This window comes from Haloferula sp., from assembly GCF_049672945.1.
In the GTDB taxonomy this organism is placed as follows: Bacteria; Verrucomicrobiota; Verrucomicrobiia; order Verrucomicrobiales; family Akkermansiaceae; genus Haloferula.
Map to the genome: position 1 here is coordinate 25973 of NZ_JBATWY010000122.1, position 18192 is coordinate 44164.

The window sequence follows — 18192 nt, forward strand, 5'->3', positions numbered from 1 at the left end:
TAACGCGATTCTTCAGACGCGTAAGGGCAACTTAGAATGACTTCCTCCAACCCACCCACCTGCGCTGAATGCGGCAAGCCGGTTCCCACCGACAGCCAGCATCAGATTTGCCCCGCCTGCTTGATGGCCCAGGCCATGGCCTCGCGCACCGTCGAGAGCGATGCGACCGCCGCTTCATCGCCCCCTCCATCTCCCGAGGAGATCGCCGACAAGTTCCCGCAATTCGAAATCACTGAATGCCTCGGCCGGGGCGGCATGGGCGTGGTCTACAAGGCTCGCCAGAAATCGCTCAACCGCTGGGTCGCGATCAAGATCCTCGCCCCGGAAAAGATCCACGACGAAAAGTTCGCCGAACGTTTCACCCGCGAAGCCCACACTCTCGCCCAACTCAACCATCCCAACATCGTCACCGTCTTCGACCACGGTGAAACCGACGGCCTCTTCTACATCGTCATGGAGTTCGTCGATGGCGTGAACCTCCGCGATCTGCTCCGTGAAGAAAAAATGGAATCCGCCCAAGCGCTGACCATCATCCCCCCGATTTGCGAAGCCCTTCAATACGCCCACGACAAGGGCATCGTCCACCGCGACATCAAGCCGGAAAACCTCCTCATCGACCGCGATGGACGGGTCAAGATCGCCGACTTCGGCATCGCCTCACTCGTCGGGGACACCAACGAAAAATCCGGCACCCCTCCTTACATGGCACCCGAACAAGGTGCGCATTCCCAAGTCGATCACCGCGCCGACATCTACGCCCTCGGCGCGGTCCTTTACGAAATGCTCACCGGCGAGCGCCCCGAAAGCCCACTCGACCTCCCTTCCCAAAAAGTCCAACTCGACATCCGAATCGACGACATCGTCCTGCGCGCCCTCAGCAAGGAACCCGAACGACGCTACCGAACTGCAAATGAGTTTCGAACGGTCGTCGAAAATGTCACTCCGCAAAAGGCCGCATCCGATCAAGCGACGAAAGGACCGATCATCAAGCCATCGCCCGCCATAGATCCCCGCTTCGCCCAAATTCTCGGTATCATCATCATCGCTGGCGGTGCCCTGAATGGCTTCGCAACGCTATACACCTTGTTTATTCTTCCCTTCGCTCGAAGAACCGCGAGCTTGGAAATGAACCGGTTCCTTGCACCCTACTTTTCAGATCCGGGTATGACGCCGTTTCAAGGATCTCCGGGATGGATGATCGGAATCGTCATCGCTTTCAGCATCCTCTTCAACCTCACCGTCTCCACCCTCTGTATTGCTGGCGGCCGCCATATGTATCTCGGCACTTCCCGCAAGTGGGCTATAGCCGGTGCCATCGCCGCTTGCGTAACTCCCAATTGGTGGCCTGGAGGACTCCTTATTGGAATTGGCGCCATCATCGTTTGGGTCATGGAGAAAGACTCAACCCAACTACCGAGTCAACCATCCCCGACCTCCTCCGAGCCAAGGCCCCAGCTTTCAGTTCTCGCGGTCGCCGCCTTCGCACTCCAGCTCTTCCTTCCAATCGGCATCATCCTGCTGATCATCATTGGAAACATCAGGTAATACCAGAATCCCCAACTACCTGATAGCATGAACCCCAACGGCCTCTCATTTTTTGCGATCCTCATTTTCCTCATGATCCTGATCACCATCCCCGGTGTCATCATGGGTTGGGTCGCCGCCGGTCGCATCCGGCGATCGGAGGGCAAACTCTACGGCATGCGCTTCGCCGCCTTTGCCGCCCTGTTTTTTCCCATCCTTGCAGTATTCCTCCTGCCATTTGTGGTCAGTTTTCTAGCCCTCACATTCCTATCCTTGAATCAAGTTTTCGATAGGAGCCATGCAATTCTCTTTGCTACTCCGATCCTGGCGACAGGTCTGATCCTAGGCTACAAGTTTTCGCAATCTCTCTATTTTGGAGTGACCAAGGGCGAACCAATCCTCGCAGGTTTTCGCAGGCGACTGAATGGGCTCACTCTCGGTGTCTTGGCAGTTCTTTTGATCGTTTTCGGTTTCGTCATGTATATCCAGCGCCCCAAGCCCGTCGGAAATGTCATGGCCTCACAATCAACTGGCGGGGCTTTCAAAGTCGAAGCCAGCACCTGGCACCGGAGGTGGATTTTTCGTTCAGACGAATTTTGTTACCGATTTGAAATCGTGGACCAAAGGAGCGGCGAAAACCGAGCATGGGAAATCTCGGTCAAAAGCCTTCCCAAGTGGAGTGATAACTCGTCTCCATCGAACGACCAGTTCGGCGAAAACGGCTCCATTCACTGGAAAGCCGACAACAGTGAAGTTGTCTTCAAAATGGATGAATCCGACGTCTTCACCATCGCGACTGATCCTATCAGAATCCCGCCCGGCGCCCATGTCGCCGGAACTGGAGAGATCCGAGTGATCAACGTTGATTGAAGGCTCCCAATATGGAGAAGGAGTTTGCAACTCCTTTCGCCTCATCTGAAGACCACCAACCTTCCGCATGTCCACTTTTCCATATTTGTAACTCAACCCACCGCACACCGGACTTTCAAAGTCCGTCTCCATATTCACCACCATGCCCCTCTCAAATTCCCAGATACTCTGCCAGCTCTCGATTCGGCCAACAAAGGATCACATCAAAGGGCTGCAAGCCGCCCTCATTGATATAGCAATTCCTCGGCGCGGCATCGACGGCGATCCTTCCAAAAGCGTAGTTATAGAGCACCAGATGTCCCGACGGGTCCTTGAGTTGTTCCCATCCAGCCTCGCCAAAATGCCGGACAATCTCCCGCTCCTCGGCAGGCTCTCCATGATACTGCGGCTGGGTGACCACAAATGACACGGCACCATCCTTCCACTTCACCACGGAGGCCAAATGAACATCGTCGCCGAATAGCTCGTTGGATGCCTGCCAGCGTTCAAGATACTCGATGGGTGTCGCGGGGAAGAATTCCAGAGCCTTTCTCGAGGGAGCGGTCTCCGTCGGGTCAGCCAATTTCGCCTCGATGAGCCGAATCGCTGGCATAAGACCAAACCCCAGAGGCTTTGTCACTTTGACGAATCGATCAGGCATCCCAATTCGCGAGCGCAAGCAAGCGCTTCGACGGCTTGCGCTTCAATGCGGCGGGTCCGGTCAGCTTCAGCACCCGTGCCGTGAGTTCGGCAGCGGTCGCGTAGTCGGTCGAGGAAGGCGTCAATCGAATCGGACGCAGCACCTTCACCGCTGGAACTTCCGTCCCGGCCGCCTGACTGCTGTTTTTTTCCGATTCACGACCAGAAACCTAACCCCACCGGCACTGATCTCAAGCTTTGAATCCCGCCTTGAACTCCGCCCCCCTCCGTGCATCCTCCCCGCCCGCTCGGGTCAAACCACCCGCCCCGGACCATGGCAGGCCCTAAATTCCAAGCTCTTCCCGGATTTCGCGACTTCACGCCGCGCGAATGCGCCGTGCGCAATTACCTCTTCGAAACCTGGCGCTCGGTCGCCCGGACCTACGGCTTCGTCGAATACGAAACCCCCGTCCTCGAAGACACCGCACTTTACTTGAAGAAATCGGGAGGTGAACTCTCCTCCCAGCTCTTCCGATTCGAGGACCAGGGCGGCCGCGACGTCTGCCTCCGCCCGGAAGTCACCGCCTCGCTCGCCCGGATCGTCGCCCAACATCAGCGCGATTTCCCGAAACCCCTCAAGTGGTTCGAAATCGGCCAGTGCTTCCGCTACGAAAAGCCTCAGAAAGGTCGCGGCCGCGAATTTCATCAGTTCAATGTCGACATCCTCGGCGAACCCGGCCCGGCCGCCGATGCCGAGTTGATCGCACTCTCGATCGACACCATGCGCGCCTTCGGCTTCGAAGAAGGCGACTTCGTCGTTCGCGTGTCCGACCGCCAGGCATGGATCGACTTCGCCTCCGAGCGTGACATCGAAGAAGATCGCATCCCCGAGTTTCTCCAGATCATCGACAAGCTTGAACGGGAAAAGCCCGACGTCACCGAACAGAAGCTCATCACTTTCGGACTCACCACGGAAGATGTCACCAGCTTCATCGAGAATCCGGAAAACGCCTCCTTCGCCTACGAAGCGATCTACGAAGATCTCGAAGCCCGGGGCATGGCACCCTTCCTCGAACTCGATCTCTCGATCGTCCGCGGACTCGCCTACTACACGGGCATCGTCTTCGAAGTCTTCGACTCGAAGAAGTCCATGCGCGCCGTCGCAGGTGGAGGCCGCTACGACACCTTGATCGCAACCATCTCCGATGGAGCCTGCGACATGCCCGCCACCGGCTTCGCGATGGGCGACTACGTCATCCGCAATCTCATCGAGGAAACCACCGACGCCCTGATGCAGATGGAAGTCTGGCTTCAACGTTCCGGGGCCGCCTGTGATGTCTTCCTCGTCATCGCCGATGAAACCAAACGCCCCGACGCCCTCGCGATCCTCTCCGAACTCCGCGAAGCCGGCATCGCCTGCGACCTTCCTTTCGGACAGGCCAAGCTCGGCAAGCAACTCAAGCGCGCCGAGCAATCCGGCGCACGCTTCGCCCTGGTCGTCGGCTCCGAGCTCCCCGAACTCCAGCTCAAGGTCCTCGCCTCCCGCACTGAGGAAACCTGCCATGTCCTCGGCCTCGCCGACTGGCTCACCGACCGCCTCCAACAACCTGATGGACCTTTGCTTGCCTGATTTTTCTAACCACAGATTAACGGGATGAACGCAGATGGACTACATACAAAGGAAACCGAAGCCATTATTGGCTGCGCCTTTGCTGTCCTGAACGACATGGGACACGGCTTCCATGAAAAGCCTTACGAGAATGCTCTTGTGGTCGAGTTTCGCTATCGTGACATTGAATACGCCCAACAGCCACGCTATCCTCTAACTTATAGGAACGAACCTGTTGGTGAATACATTCCAGATCTCATAGCCTTTGGAAAAGTCGTCGTGGATGCCAAAACCATTGAGCGGATCACCGATCACGAAATCGGACGAATGCTCAACTACCTTCGTGCCACTGGCCTACAGGTTGGACTCATTATTAACTTCAAACACGCCAAGCTGCAGTTTCGAAGAGTGACCCTCACCAAGCCTGAAGCTCCCGGCCATCAATCCTGATCCCATCTTTTCCATCTGCGTTCATCCCGTTCATCTGCGGTTGAAACAATCTTCCACCAACTGACCATCCATCCTGGTCCCCTTTTTCAAGAAAGCCATGCGCACTCACCACTGCAACGAAATCCGCCCGTCACACATCGGCCAAAAGGCCACGCTGATCGGCTGGATCAATACCGTCCGCGACCAGGGCGGAGTCATCTTTGTCGACCTCCGCGACCGCGAGGGCATCACCCAGTGCGTCTTCCGTCCGGAGGAAAGCGCCGAGGCCGCTGAGATCTCCCACAAGCTCCGCAGCGAGGACGTCATTCAGGTCAAGGGCATCGTCCGCGAACGCCTCAAGGCCGAAGGCGTCGACACCACCAACGACAACCTCGAAACCGGCCAGGTCGAAATCGTCGTTGCCAGCGTCACCATCGTCAACAAGGCCGAGGTGCTCCCCTTCCAACTCGACAAGGAACTCTCCAACGAGGACCTGCGGATGAAATACCGCTACCTCGACATCCGCCGCCCGCGGATGACCCGCAACTTGCGCACGCGCCATCGTGTCACCAAGTCGGCCCGAGATTTTCTCGACGAACAGGGCTTCTGCGAAATCGAAACGCCGATCCTCTCCAAGTCCACGCCAGAAGGCGCACGCGACTTCCTCGTCCCATCACGCCTCCAAAGCGGTCACTTTTACGCCCTGCCACAGGCACCGCAACAGTACAAACAACTGCTCATGGTCGGCGGCATCGAGAAGTATTTCCAGATCGCCAAGTGCTTCCGCGACGAAGACCTCCGCGCCGATCGTCAACCGGAATTCACCCAGATCGACATCGAAGCCTCGTTCGTCAATCAAGACGACGTGATCGGCCTCGTCGAAGGACTGCTTGGCCGCATCTTCAAGGAAGCTCGCGACACCGAGATTCCCGCCTCCTTCGAGCGCATCACTTGGAAAGATGCGATGGACCAATACGGTTCGGACAAACCTGACCGTCGCTTCGGGCTCAACTTCGTCGACCTCACCGAAGAGCTCAAGGACTGCGAATTCCGTGTCTTCTCCGGTGCCGTTGCCTCCGGCGGCATCGTCAAGGCGATCAACGCCAAAGGCTTCGCTGACATCTCGACCGGCCAGATCGACAAGCTTACCAAGCTCGCCCAAGCCGCCGGTGCAAAGGGCCTCGCCTACATTCAGGCGCGTGGCGAAGAGCGCGATACCTGGCGTTCACCTTTCGTCAAGCGCATGACCGACACCGAAGTCGAAGCGCTGCGCAATAAACTCAACATCGAAGCGGGTGACCTCATTCTTTTCGCCGCCGATCAATGGGAACCTGCTTGTGATGTCCTCGGCCGCGTCCGACTCGCCTGCGCGGAAATGCAGAATCTGTTAGAAGGCAACACCGAGCTCGATTTCCTCTGGGTCACCGAGTTCCCATTGCTTGCTTTTGATGAAGAAGAAGGCCGCTACGTCGCCGTCCACCACCCTTTCACCCGTCCGCTCAAGGAGGACGAAGAAAAGCTCCTCAAGGGCGAACTTTCCACCGATCTCCGCGCTCAGGCGTATGACGTCGTGCTCAACGGCAACGAACTCGGTGGTGGCTCCATTCGGATTCACGAAGCGCCGCTTCAGTCCGCGATGTTCACTGCTCTTGGCATCTCCGAGGAACAGGCGCAGGAGGAGTTCAGCCACATTCTCGATGCCTTCAAGTTCGGTGCCCCACCTCACGGTGGCCTCGCCCTCGGACTCGATCGTCTCGTGATGCTGATTTGCGGCGAAGAGAGCATCCGCGAGGTCATCGCCTTCCCGAAGAACAACAAGGGAAGCGATCTGATGTCGCTTTCCCCGGCCGAAGTCGATCCAAAGCAGCTTCGCGACTTGCGCATTCAGTCGACCGCCAAAAAGCCGACTCCGAACGGCGCACCGGCTTGATGCCTTCGAAGAATGACCACAAGTCTACCAAGAGCCTACTTCGAGACCCGCTTCCAGATTGAGGGCGAACCTTCCTCCTTGCCCCCAGTCTTCGCGATTCTCACAGCTTTCTATCCGATGGACGAAGTGACGTCCCCGGAGGCCAATACCGCGGCCGATGCTCTTCTCGAGTCCGCCTTGAGATCAGCTGGCCATGAACCGGTGCGTGTGACAGGCACTTCGCCGGACCGGTCCCACGAGGAACCCGGTTGGGCAATCAACTGCCCTCTCGAAGAGGCATTGCTCATTGCCCGCCAATTCCGCCAACGCGCCATTTGGTGGATCGAGAACGACGAACTCCGGTTGGTAGATTGCGGAAACCCGACACCGCTACCTGTCGCGTGGTTCTCTGAACGCATCCAAACGCCCTGATCGCGAACTCCTGACTTTCAGAAGAAGTGGATTGCGGTAGCAGAAGAAGTGTTCAGGTGATAAATCTTGCAATCGGTGGGGTGTTTTCGGCGCCTCCAGTAGAAGTCGGTCAGGCTCCGTGCTGCGGCAAAAGCCCCCGCTGGCATGCTGTCACGCGAGCTGCTGGCCTGCGGTGAGTAAATAAGGTTCAGTCAAAACTATTTGACATTCAAATTCCACTTCATCCTGTTGCACTGTACGTCAAAAGCTTTTGACTCGTCGTTGTCTTCTGGGCGTGGATTACACAGATCTTCGAAGCCAACGCCTCGCTTTCCGGGTCTGGGGTCTGCATTTCGCAATTGACTGGCTCCTCACCCCTTGGGGTGCGGTGACACGGGGCGCTTGTTCGCAGGGCGTCATCGTTCTGCCCGCATCTAGCGTTTTGCTGCATCCCCGGAAGCCATCCTTGCCCTGCCCGCCTGACGGTGCATCTTCTCCTTCGACATGGAATGGAATGCCGTCGGACTTACGATCCTCATCGCACTGCTGTTGCTGTGGAATCTCGATTTCGTCGCGACTCTTCTGAATCTCAAAGCGCTGTCGCCCGAGCTTCCCGAAGAGTTTTCCGACGTCTTCGATGCCGAGCGCTATGCGAAGTCCCAGCAATACACCCGCGAGTCGGCCCGTTTCGGCATCATTGAATCGGTCGTCTCCCTTTTCGTCCTGCTGGGGTTCTGGCTTGGTGGCGGATTTGGATGGCTGGATGCTCTGACCCGCTCGTGGACTTCCAACGAGCTGCTTGCCGGTCTCTATTTCCTCTCCCTGCTCTATCTCGGCCACTACCTGATCAGCCTGCCCCTTTCCCTCTATTCGACCTTCGTGATTGAGGAAAAATTCGGGTTCAACAAGACCACACCGGGAACTTTTGTTAGTGACCAGGTAAAGTCGCTTCTTCTAAGTGCACTGCTCGGCCTGCCTCTCGCTGCTGGCCTGATCTGGATCTTTGGAAACGTCCCCCACGCCTGGCTCTGGGCATGGGTTCTTTTCACGGTAGTTCAGCTGCTGCTGATGTGGCTCGCGCCTGCGGTCATCCTACCGCTGTTCAACAAGTTCGAGCCGATGAAGGAGGGGCCCCTGCGTGAATCGATTGAAAAGATGGCGGCGAAGTGTGAGTTTCCCCTGGCGGAGATCTCGGTGATGGATGGTTCCAAACGCTCGACCAAGGCCAATGCCTACTTCACCGGTTTTGGAAAAACCAAGAAGATCGCGCTCTATGATACCTTGGTCGAGGAGCAGAGTGACGACGAACTTGTCGCCGTGCTGGCTCACGAGATCGGGCACTTCAAATGCAAGCACATCATTCAACGGCTCGGAGTGGCGATTGCTCAGAGCGCAGCCCTCTTCTTTCTGCTGGGTCTGGTCATTGATCAGAACGGTGCCTTTGCCCGAATGCTCTTCAACGCATTCGGTGTAGAGACCATTTCACCCCAAGTCGGCCTGGTGCTCTTCGCTATTCTGTTCAGCCCGGCGAGCCGGATCCTCGGGATCTTCTCCAATGCCTGGTCCCGTCGTCACGAATTCGAAGCCGATGCCTACGCCGCCAATGCCATGGGAACATCCGAACACCTGATCACGGCTTTGAAGAAGCTGTCGGCCAAGAACCTTTCGAACCTGACGCCCCACCCGATCCGGGTGCTGCTCGATTACTCCCACCCTCCGATGCTTGAACGTCTCTCTGCCCTGCGCGCACGGAGCAATCCCTAACAGGAAAAAACAACACTCAACGACCATGTTTTCCCCAGATTGCCAACGCTACGACGGCCGCATGCCCTATCGCCGATGCGGCGAGTCCGGACTGAAACTCCCCGCCATCTCTCTTGGATGCTGGCACAATTTCGGCCATGTCGATGACCAGAACGAAGCCCGCGCCATTCTCAGGCGTGCGTTTGATCAGGGAGTCACTCATTTCGATCTCGCCAACAACTACGGTCCACCTCCTGGAAGTGCCGAAGAAAATGTCGGACGTCTGCTCGCCGAAGACTTCGCCTGTCATCGTGACGAATTGATCATTTCGACCAAATCCGGATACCTGATGTGGGACGGTCCCTATGGCGAATGGGGATCACGCAAGCAGATGCTGTCCTCGCTCGATCAATCTCTCCGCCGTCTGCGGCTCGACTACGTCGACATTTTTTACCACCACCGACCAGATCCCGAGACACCGCTTGAGGAAAGCATGTCGGCCCTGGCCACGGCAGTCCAGCAGGGCAAGGCGCTCTATGTCGGGCTTTCCAACTACCCGTACAAGAGGCTCAAACAAGCCGTCCGCATGCTTCAGGGGATGGGTGTCCCCTGCCTTATCTATCAGCCATCCTATTCCATCTTGAACCGCAAACCCGAGGCGAAGATTCATCCATGGCTCGAGGCCAATGGTGTGGGCTCGATTCCCTACAGTCCCCTTGCCCAAGGCATGCTCACGCCGAAGTATCTTGATGGCATCCCTGAAGGATCCCGCGCGGCGCGCTCCGAAGGTTTCCTCCAGAAAGAACAGATCGATGAGCAGTTGGAAACACTCCAGGCCTTGAATCGTATCGCGAAAGACGCCGGCATGCCGCTCCATCACCTGGCCTTGCGTTGGGTTCTCGATCAACCGGGAGTCACCTCCGCCCTCATCGGCGCCCGTAATGTCGCCCAACTCGATGACTCGCTCGACGTCCTCAAGTTGGAGCCTCTGGATCAGGATACCCTCGAGGCCATTGATGACGCCGCTCCGCTGTAAGGGGGCGCGACCTTGAAGATTGAGGTGATTTCAGTCTGCCTCAACAGCATGAAGCGTGACCTCGAGTTCCTCACACAGTGCCTGAATCCGGTTCTGCTCCAAAAGGAGGGTGCGTCCCGCCTCTACGACGATCGCCTGAACGCCGGCTGAGGCGCAGACTTCAATGGTCTGCGGACCGATGACCGGGACATCGAAGCGGAAGTCCTGATTCGGCTTCGAAACCTTGACCAGCATGATTTCCTTGCCCTGCCCGAGCTCTCCGCCGCGCCGAACGCAGTTATTCGTTCCCTCGAAGGCTTCCACGGCGAGCACCGTTCCATGCCGGACCACAACCGTCTGACCGATATCAAGTCGGCTCGTTTCCTTGGCAATACGGAAGCCAAAAGCGGCGTCTTCGAGCTGTCGCTTTTTCAATGGCGGGCCAAACACCGGCCCCGCGGAAGGTAGAAGATCTTCCAAAAACGTTGTCGCGGGGAGCAAGAGGATTGATTCCCTCTCCAACTCTCCTGCAACCGCGCCGAAAAGCGACTCGGCATTCCGCTCCTTGATTTTGGCAAGGAGCACCAAGGTCCGAAGGTCCGGGCGGATATCGAAGAGATTCTTTGGTGCGACTTGCCCCACCATGATCGCCTCGGTCGCCCCATGGGATTTGAAGAATTTGATGACCTTTCCCAGTTGGCCAACTCGGAGCCAGGCGATCTCGTCCGCCAGCTCTTCCAGATCGCGATCGGCATCTCCTTCCACGGCAGCGACGACCAAGCGAATGCCGGGAGACTTCGAGCGAGCCGCTCGGATGAATGTTTCGGGATAGACCCCCTTGCCCGCGATAATGCCGATCGTCCTCGTGTCCTCCATGCCTCGTTCAGAGATTCAAAATAGCGGCTGTGGGACTCGAACCCACACTCCGAAGAACTCGATTTTGAGTCGAGCGCGTCTACCAATTCCGCCAAGCCGCCTTGGGATTGCGGCGGATACTGTGCAGACAGTCCGGCGCAGGCAAGAGACAATTGATTCCAAGCCCCTCATGGCTCAAAAATCACGCTCCCTTTTAGCTAGAGACCCCGCCCCGGGGACCTCGGGCTCTCCCCCCAGATCACCCAAAGCCACACCGGAGCGAGGCGCGGCGAGTATGACGAATCTTAACCAACGGGCAACAACCGATGCTCCAGAAATTCGATTTCCGTCCCCAAATTTGAGGAAATTTGGGACGATTTCGGGCCATACTGTAGGACTTCTTTACACATCGACCTCATCGACCTCATCGGCGTATCATCGCGACACTTCCTCGTTCAATTAAATGCACCCATTTGTTGCCTTCTAAGTATCCCCAATGAATCCACCTCAATCCATTGCTCTCTTCGGTGGCACTTTTGATCCCATTCACAATGGTCATCTGCTGATTGCGAATGAGGCGGTAAATGCTTTGAATCTCGATCAAGTCCGCTTCCTTCCCTGCCGTTTGTCGCCTCACAAAACTCACCTGCCCCCGACATCTCCCGAACATCGACTCGCCATGATTCAACTCGCGATCCGCGATCTTCCATGGGCCGTCATCGATGATTTTGATTTGAAGGCACCCGAGCCTTCCTACTCGTATCTGACGGTCGCCGCGACTCGGCGTCAATTCCCGCAGGCCCGCATTTTCTGGCTGATGGGCTGCGATCAGTGGGAGGCACTGCCTCGATGGCGGAGGCCGGACGCACTTGCTGCAGGGGTGGAGTTCATTGTCTTCACGAGAGGGAGCGAACCGCAAGCTCGGGAGGGATGGCGGCTCCATCCTCTCCAGGCCGAGCACCCTGCCTCATCCAGTAAGATTCGCGAGTCGATCCATTCCGATCGCCCGCCAAGCGACTGGCTCCCCCCCTCCGTCTACTCCTACATCATCGAGCATCGCCTTTATACAGCCTGAACGACGGCTTGCAGCCGACCCATTCGCCGCCTAGAATCATCTCCAACACTCCACTTCTCATCCCATGAAACCCCATCTTCTGATCCTTCTCACCGCCGGCTTCTGCCTTAGTCCCCTCTTCGGCCAAACCGAGACCGAGGCACCAGCTCCTGAGATGATGGCCTGGCAGAAGGAATTTTCCAATCTCCCCGAAGAAAGTCGCAGGGAATTTTCCGGTCATCTCGCCAAGAGCCGCGAACTATTTGGACAGAAGCGGATCTTCGAATGCATCGAGGAGTTGGAAGAGGCAAGGGCGATCTTTGCGGACTCTCCTGATGTCGAAAACCTCATGGGGGCCTGCCAAATCGAATTTCGTTCCTTTGAAAGTGCCATGAAACACTTCAAACGGGCGGATGAGCTTCAGCCCGATACTCCGAGCATCAAGTTCAACATCGCTGAGGTCTATTTCGTTTCCAAGCAGTGGGAGCAGGCTGAGGCCGCTTTTTCTGAACTGGTTGAGCAAAGCAAAGCGGATGATGCCGAAAGCAGAAACCTCATGTTAGACCGTCTGGTTGAGTTCAAGCTGATGCTGACCAAGATCAAGCTCGGTAAAATGGAGGAAGCCGAGGAGATGGCGGTGCTCTACGACCACCTCGACGACTCACCCTACGTCTACTACGCCGAAGCAGCCTTGGCCTACGAAAATGGCGACGAGGTCACCGCCGAGGCAGCCATGGCTCGGGCCGGTCGTATCTTCCAAAACCCTGCCGCGATTTCCCCATGGCAGGACACCATGATGGAGTATGGTTACATGAAGAGCTTCTTCGGTGGAGATCTTCCTGAGGAAGAGTAATTCCACCGGTATCACGAACCCTCTCTCAGCGGATACTCGTTCACCTGCTCAAGGTGGACACCGTAGAGATGGGCGATCTGTTGGGCATCAGAAGCGTCGTATGTGTCGCGAAAATAGATCTCTTTAACGCCGTAGGCACAAAGGGTCTGCATGCATGAAGTGCAGGGCATCGTCGTGCACGCCACCAGCTTCACCTCGCCTCTGCGGAACAAGCTGCAGAGATTCACCTCAGCGTGGAGCATGAATTTTTGCCGAGCTTCGCGATCATCCCAGAACCCCGCAGGAGGATCGAAACCGGGTGCCAGACCATTATAGGCGGTTCCGATCACACGGTTGTCAAAGTCGAGCGCAGCGGCTCCCACCTTGCGGTAGGGATCCTCGGAACGCAAGGAAGCCACATGGGCGAGCGCCATCGCATACTCGGGAATCGATACTCGGGACACACAAGGACTGAAGCCCTCTCCCGCCAAAACGTCAACGCTTCGAGTCTCGAAGATGGAGGGCCTCCGTCACCATGCGCCGCGCTTCCGCACGTACCGGATCATGGTCACCAGCCGAGGATTCCAACAGACCCGTGAGCTGTGCCTGCCCGACGCCCTCATCTCTCAGCCACATCCCGAAGGCTCCCAGCAGCACGGCGTGCCTCATGCCGGCCGTGACTTCATTCGAAGGAACAGGAATTTTCCTGAGAAAGACTTGAGAACCCTGAATCACCTCGATCTCGCCAAGCGATTCGCCGCTCTCCAGCAACTCGAGCATCACCAGCGTGCTGCGACCTGCAGGTAGCACCGAAGAGAGCATTCCATCATCGTGAATCGCAAAGGAACCCAGCAATCGGTGCCTGCTTCCTGACTGGCAGACCAGCTTGAGATCACGCACCGCTTCATCACCAGCCTTGACCTGAATCGCCAGCAAAATGGCGTCGGCATTCCAAGGTGACCTCATGGTCTCCATGGTGAAGCCGAGACCTCCAATGGCCTCACCGACCGGTAGAGATGAGGCATTGATGAGTTCCTCGACCCGCACGGCATTTCGAGGAGGCAACTCCTGCTTCTCGAGTACCCACCCCGACACCCACCGCAGACTCGAGTCACCAATGACGATGGGAAGCCTGGTTCCCGCTACTTGACTGAAGCTCCCAAGCTTGCTGGTGGCTGGAAGCTTCCGGGCGTCAGGCAAGGGCCCGCGGTCGAGGTGGCGTGCCACATCTCTCAAAAACTCGCCCGGCCGACTCTCCAAACTCCGGGTCTGTTCCGTCGCCGGACCACTGATCCCCGCGACCTGGGTCGCCCCCTCTCCGACCGTCGGACCCGGCAGTGGCAGCAGCGCAATTTCATCCGTCACCATCCCTGATCCGGAGGAATCTGCGGATTTCCCGGGAGGTTCCACCCGGCTCATCAAAAGGGCTGCAAACGCGACCGCTGCGGCCGCTCCAAAACCACCGAGCCAGCGCTTCCAACTCCGCGCAGGCGACTCCAGTTTCACAACCCGTCCAAGGGCCGCGGCATCGCGCCCTGCTTTGCGGATGGCCTCACGCTGCGCAGGAAGGAGCTCCGCCCCTGCCCCTTGATTGAAGGTGTTGAACAGGAAGCCCGTCATCTTCTCCAAGTCGCGGAGGCTCATCCTGATCGCCGGATCAGCGGCGGCCGCCCGCTCGATCACTGCCGCTTCGTCCGCTGACAACTCACCGAACAAATAGGCACTCAGCCTTGGGTCATTGGGTGTTACTTTCATCATTTTCCGTCCATTAGATCTGTCGGAAGCAGTTGCCTCAGACGCTTGATACCAGTGTGGATCAGGAAGCCGACATTCCCACCGGTCAGGCCTGTCGCTTCACTGATTTCCTTATAACTCATTCCATCTCGAAACTTCATCAGGATGACCTCACGCTGGTTCTCCGGCAGTCGATCCATATAACCGAGCACCTGCTCGATTCGCTCGTTGAAATCCACGGCACTGTCGGGTGCGGCCTCGTCTGAAAGCGTTCGCTGATGTTGATCGTCCTCCAAGCGACTCATTCGCGATTCCTTGCGTAGAATATCGAGCGCGCGGTTCCGGCAGACGGTGAACAACCAACTCTTCAGACCGCCACGGACCTTTTCAATGTCCTGACGACATAGGCGAATAAAGGTATCCTGAACGACGTCCCGAGCCCGGTCGAGATCATGAACAAAACTTTGAGCGTAGCCCACCAGAGGCGACTCATAGTCAGCCAATGCTTGCTCGATAAATTGCTCACGCGTCTCAGCCATACCCTCGCTTTGGGCCTTCGCGCCCTCGGACGGCGCACTCCCCTTGGAAACGGGCTCCTCGCCGCTTTCTTTGGGATTTTCTCCCGGAGTCGTCATCGGAGTTTTCTCTAGCGGACGAAAAAGCTGAGGTGCTCCAGTTCCAGCGCCAGGTCGACGTTATTGACGACGACCTCGGCAGGCACATCCAGCATCACCGGCGAAAAGTTGAGAATTCCCTGCACGCCGGCACCAACCAGACGATTTGCCAAGGACTGGGCGATATTCACGGGAACACAGAGTATGGCCAGCCTCACCTGTTCCTGGGCGATTCGTGTCTCCAGTTCCTTCTCCGAGAACACCGGAACGTTGATTCCTCGGGCCCTCACACCCTCCGGATCCACATCAAAAGCGGCCACGACCTCGAAGCCTTCCTTCTGAAAGCCTTGATAGCGCAGCAGGGCCGATCCCAAATTACCCGCGCCAATGAGCACCACCGGCTGAAGTTTCTCACGTCCAAGGACATCTCGAATCATCGTCGCCAGTGTCTCCACAGGATACCCGAGACCCCGGGTCCCGAACTGCCCGAAGTAGGCGAGATCCTTTCGTAACTGGGCCGGTTTCACTCCCGCAGCCTTCGCCAGCGCCGTCGAACTCACGGTCTGTTGCTCATTCTCCACCAACCGTTGCAAGCAGCGGTGATAGATGGAAAGCCTGTAAATGGCCTTCTTGGGAATATCGATGCGATCCACGGAGTCAGCAGGAAACGCTCGGAAGACTATGGGGTCAAGCTTGGACCCGAAGCACCCTCGCTCAGAAGACGGGATCGCAAGCTTCCTGGAAGAACCTGGATGCTTGCTCACTTCGGCTCGGCCTCGGCTGACTGCGCCGGGGGAATTCAATGCGCTCCCACCCGGTAGGCGTTCCCTTTGACACTCTGATCGGAACCCCAGAACCGGGGCTCGCGGTACCATTTATCCAGAACCACGTGGGTTGCCCCCAATGATGCCGCTTGGTTCATTGCCCCATCCACCGCCTTTCGGTACGTTTGCCGGAGAAGCAAGGTTCCCGCGCCATCGATCGTCACCGAAACCCTACCGGCGTAGACGGCCCCTGCGGGCTTCTCTTCTACCAAAGCCACGCGCCCCTCCCAACTGGCGGGCGAAGCACAAGATACCAGAGTGGCACACAGTAGATAGACGATTGCATTCCTCACAAGGCACCAGAGTTGCCAAGACAAGCCCTTGCGCCAAGCCAAGAACCCCCATCTTGGCGAATTCGCAGATCTATTCCTATCACTTCTCTCTCCGATCTTCGGGATTCCTAGCCCGGGAGCTAAGCTGTTATCTCAGACCACAATGATAATCTTGTTTGTTACCTTCCTCGCTTCACTCAGCTTGTTCGCTGCAAACGAGAAGGCCAACGTCCTCTTTATCGCGGTCGATGACCTCAACGACTGGCTGGGCTGTCACCAAACTCATCAAGGCACGAAGACTCCGAACATCGATCGCCTCGCCGAGTGTGGCGTCGTTTTCACCAATGCGCACTGCCAGACCGCACTCTGTGGCCCGTCCCGTGACCGCATGATCACTGGCCTGCCACCATCCACGACCGCTATCTACGACCAGTTGGACAACAGCCAGCTCGATTTTCTGGCTCCGGGAAGGGAACCACCTCACTAGTATCTGCTGCCAATCAAGCTCGTCGGAAGGGGGCTGTTCGCCTTTCCTGGTCCACCCTTTCTGGATGACTCCAAACTCAAAAGCCGCCCAATCAAGACCTTAGTATCTTGATCCGGAAGTCGTAGCCTTGAATCCCGCGACGGAAAGCGACGTGCTAGAGACCCTCGTGAATCTTCCCTCGCTCAGTCCGTCGCCCCCCCGCTTCAGGCCTTCCTGGGATCCTCCGGCCAAGGATGCTTCGGGTATCTTCCCGCCAGATCCTTTCGCATCTGCGTGTAGCCACTTCGCCAAAAGCTCTCCAGATCCTTCGTCATCTGCCACGCCCGCTGATTCGGTGCTTGCACGTGCACCAGCACCGGCACTTTCCCACCCGCAATCTTCGGCGTTTCCCAAACCCCAAACAAATCCCTCACGCGCAAGCCGATCCACGGGTCCTTGCCATACTCGTAAGTCACCTTCGCCGATCGACCATTCACCAGGTCCAACCTCTCCGGCGCATAGCTCTCCAAGACCGCCTGTTGCGGCATGCTCAGCCACTCCTTCAAAACCGGCCAAACCGCCGCGTCCTTAATCTCCTTGTAGCTCGTCGCGCCATGGCAAATCTGCGCCACCGCCGCCGCCTTATCATCGTCCGACCAGCCCGGCATCTCCATCTCCGGCATCCACTCGCTGAGGCAAGCCAACCTCGCGCACCACTGCTCCACCGCCGCGTCCCACTTCTTCAGAACCAACTCGCCATCTAACACCCGCCTTGCCAGCTCCTCCGCCGCCGCATCCAGATTCACCCCCTGATCGCTGTCCTTCGACTCCAGCACCAGATCCCGGAAACGCAGCTCCCGACGCGCCACCACCCGACGCCGTGCCTCGTCCCAAGCCGCACCATCAACCTCCTTGAAGTCCTCTGGAAAAGTCTCTCTCAACCAATCCAACTCCACCGCCGTGGCTCGCTTCAAGTAAGTCACCACCTCGCGACCGTCCACCTCGGTGATCTCCGCCGCTACAAAGGCAGCCGACCGCTTTGCAGCACTCTGATCATCGAGCTTCCCGCGACGTTTCCCCACCAGCCGACATGCCAAAGTTGCCTCCCCGACCTTCACCCCCAGCCGATCACTGAAACCCGCCAACATCGCATGTCCCACACCTTCACGCTTCGAGGAAAAATCCACCGCCTCCGTTGGCCACCCCCGCTTCGAGGCCATCTGTAAGAGGCGCTCGAATCCCTGCGCCACCTCCCGCGCCCCACGACCATGCACGCCGAACTGGCTCACACGCCTTGGATCAAAGTTCATCCCCGCCGCCGCATCAAAGCCCCGCCACTCCGCCTGAAAATCCGTGAAGTCGTCCTTTCTAACAAACTCAGCCCCCCCATTTTTCCTCGAAGCCCAGATCCCC

At 57.5% G+C, this 18192-nt stretch carries 19 protein-coding genes and 1 tRNA gene; 11 read left to right on the forward strand and 9 right to left on the reverse strand.

Annotation, left to right across the window (positions count from 1 at the left end):
* Window positions 1-36 precede the first annotated feature (36 nt).
* Together WBG04_RS10885 and WBG04_RS10890 are read left to right on the forward strand one after the other, a co-directional pair.
* Entirely contained in the window at window positions 37-1545 is a 1509-nt protein-coding gene (locus WBG04_RS10885; protein WP_424314457.1) for a serine/threonine protein kinase, read from the forward strand.
* 27 nt (window positions 1546-1572) lie between these two features.
* The gene (locus WBG04_RS10890) at window positions 1573-2394 is read left to right on the forward strand and encodes a hypothetical protein (RefSeq protein WP_424314458.1); all 822 of its coding nucleotides are present in this window, start codon (window positions 1573-1575) and stop codon (window positions 2392-2394) included.
* Between the two features lie 151 nt (window positions 2395-2545).
* On the opposite strand, the gene WBG04_RS10895 is transcribed toward WBG04_RS10890, so the two are convergent.
* The gene (locus WBG04_RS10895) at window positions 2546-2986 is read right to left on the reverse strand and encodes a hypothetical protein (RefSeq protein ID WP_424314459.1); all 441 of its coding nucleotides are present in this window, start codon (window positions 2984-2986) and stop codon (window positions 2546-2548) included.
* A 40-nt stretch (window positions 2987-3026) separates the two neighbouring features.
* Window positions 3027-3182, reverse strand: coding sequence for a hypothetical protein (locus tag WBG04_RS10900; RefSeq protein ID WP_424314460.1), 156 nt, complete (start codon window positions 3180-3182; stop codon window positions 3027-3029).
* A gap of 164 nt (window positions 3183-3346) precedes the next feature.
* On the opposite strand from WBG04_RS10900, the gene hisS reads away from it, so the two are divergent.
* The 6 genes from hisS (at window position 3347) to WBG04_RS10930 (ending at window position 10149) form a co-directional block, all read left to right on the forward strand.
* The gene (gene hisS / locus WBG04_RS10905) at window positions 3347-4642 is read left to right on the forward strand and encodes a histidine--tRNA ligase (RefSeq protein WP_424314461.1); all 1296 of its coding nucleotides are present in this window, start codon (window positions 3347-3349) and stop codon (window positions 4640-4642) included.
* A gap of 24 nt (window positions 4643-4666) precedes the next feature.
* Window positions 4667-5071: a GxxExxY protein gene (locus WBG04_RS10910; protein WP_424314462.1), complete on the forward strand. Its 405-nt coding sequence runs from the start codon at window positions 4667-4669 to the stop codon at window positions 5069-5071.
* Window positions 5072-5168: 97 nt separating this feature from the next.
* The gene (aspS, locus tag WBG04_RS10915) at window positions 5169-6980 is read left to right on the forward strand and encodes an aspartate--tRNA ligase (protein WP_424314463.1); all 1812 of its coding nucleotides are present in this window, start codon (window positions 5169-5171) and stop codon (window positions 6978-6980) included.
* Window positions 6981-6992: 12 nt separating this feature from the next.
* Window positions 6993-7391, forward strand: coding sequence for a DUF3293 domain-containing protein (locus tag WBG04_RS10920; protein WP_424314464.1), 399 nt, complete (start codon window positions 6993-6995; stop codon window positions 7389-7391).
* Between the two features lie 483 nt (window positions 7392-7874).
* Complete coding sequence (locus tag WBG04_RS10925) at window positions 7875-9134, forward strand: M48 family metallopeptidase (RefSeq protein ID WP_424314465.1); 1260 nt, start codon at window positions 7875-7877, stop codon at window positions 9132-9134.
* A 25-nt stretch (window positions 9135-9159) separates the two neighbouring features.
* The gene (locus WBG04_RS10930) at window positions 9160-10149 is read left to right on the forward strand and encodes an aldo/keto reductase (RefSeq protein WP_424314466.1); all 990 of its coding nucleotides are present in this window, start codon (window positions 9160-9162) and stop codon (window positions 10147-10149) included.
* 30 nt (window positions 10150-10179) lie between these two features.
* On the opposite strand, the gene WBG04_RS10935 is transcribed toward WBG04_RS10930, so the two are convergent.
* Both WBG04_RS10935 and WBG04_RS10940 read right to left on the reverse strand, forming a co-directional pair.
* Window positions 10180-11004, reverse strand: a complete 825-nt coding sequence (locus WBG04_RS10935; RefSeq protein WP_424314467.1) for an LpxI family protein — start codon at window positions 11002-11004, stop codon at window positions 10180-10182.
* A 21-nt stretch (window positions 11005-11025) separates the two neighbouring features.
* Window positions 11026-11105: transfer RNA gene (locus WBG04_RS10940), tRNA-Leu, on the reverse strand.
* Window positions 11106-11479: 374 nt separating this feature from the next.
* Between WBG04_RS10940 and nadD the strand changes: the two genes are divergently transcribed.
* Window positions 11480-12058: a nicotinate (nicotinamide) nucleotide adenylyltransferase gene (gene nadD / locus WBG04_RS10945; RefSeq protein ID WP_424314468.1), complete on the forward strand. Its 579-nt coding sequence runs from the start codon at window positions 11480-11482 to the stop codon at window positions 12056-12058.
* 64 nt (window positions 12059-12122) lie between these two features.
* Window positions 12123-12890 (forward strand): tetratricopeptide repeat protein, encoded by a 768-nt coding sequence (locus tag WBG04_RS10950; RefSeq protein WP_424314469.1) that lies wholly within the window; start codon window positions 12123-12125, stop codon window positions 12888-12890.
* Window positions 12891-12901: 11 nt separating this feature from the next.
* On the opposite strand, the gene WBG04_RS10955 is transcribed toward WBG04_RS10950, so the two are convergent.
* The 4 genes from WBG04_RS10955 to WBG04_RS10970 are packed head-to-tail and all read right to left on the reverse strand — an operon-like array spanning window position 12902 to window position 15870.
* Window positions 12902-13333, reverse strand: a complete 432-nt coding sequence (locus tag WBG04_RS10955) for a deoxycytidylate deaminase (RefSeq protein WP_424314470.1) — start codon at window positions 13331-13333, stop codon at window positions 12902-12904.
* A gap of 31 nt (window positions 13334-13364) precedes the next feature.
* Window positions 13365-14627 (reverse strand): hypothetical protein, encoded by a 1263-nt coding sequence (locus tag WBG04_RS10960; RefSeq protein WP_424314471.1) that lies wholly within the window; start codon window positions 14625-14627, stop codon window positions 13365-13367.
* Complete coding sequence (locus WBG04_RS10965; protein WP_424314472.1) at window positions 14624-15238, reverse strand: RNA polymerase sigma factor; 615 nt, start codon at window positions 15236-15238, stop codon at window positions 14624-14626. Before WBG04_RS10965 ends, WBG04_RS10960 begins: the two co-directional genes overlap by 4 nt.
* A gap of 11 nt (window positions 15239-15249) precedes the next feature.
* A complete protein-coding gene (locus tag WBG04_RS10970; RefSeq protein ID WP_424314473.1) occupies window positions 15250-15870 on the reverse strand; it encodes a redox-sensing transcriptional repressor Rex in 621 nt (206 codons plus the stop codon).
* 606 nt (window positions 15871-16476) lie between these two features.
* Between WBG04_RS10970 and WBG04_RS10975 the strand changes: the two genes are divergently transcribed.
* Entirely contained in the window at window positions 16477-16800 is a 324-nt protein-coding gene (locus WBG04_RS10975; RefSeq protein ID WP_424314474.1) for a sulfatase-like hydrolase/transferase, read from the forward strand.
* A gap of 203 nt (window positions 16801-17003) precedes the next feature.
* On the opposite strand, the gene WBG04_RS10980 is transcribed toward WBG04_RS10975, so the two are convergent.
* Window positions 17004-18192 (reverse strand): ATP-dependent helicase C-terminal domain-containing protein (locus WBG04_RS10980; RefSeq protein WP_424314475.1); only part of this gene is annotated, 1189 nt, incomplete at its 5' end.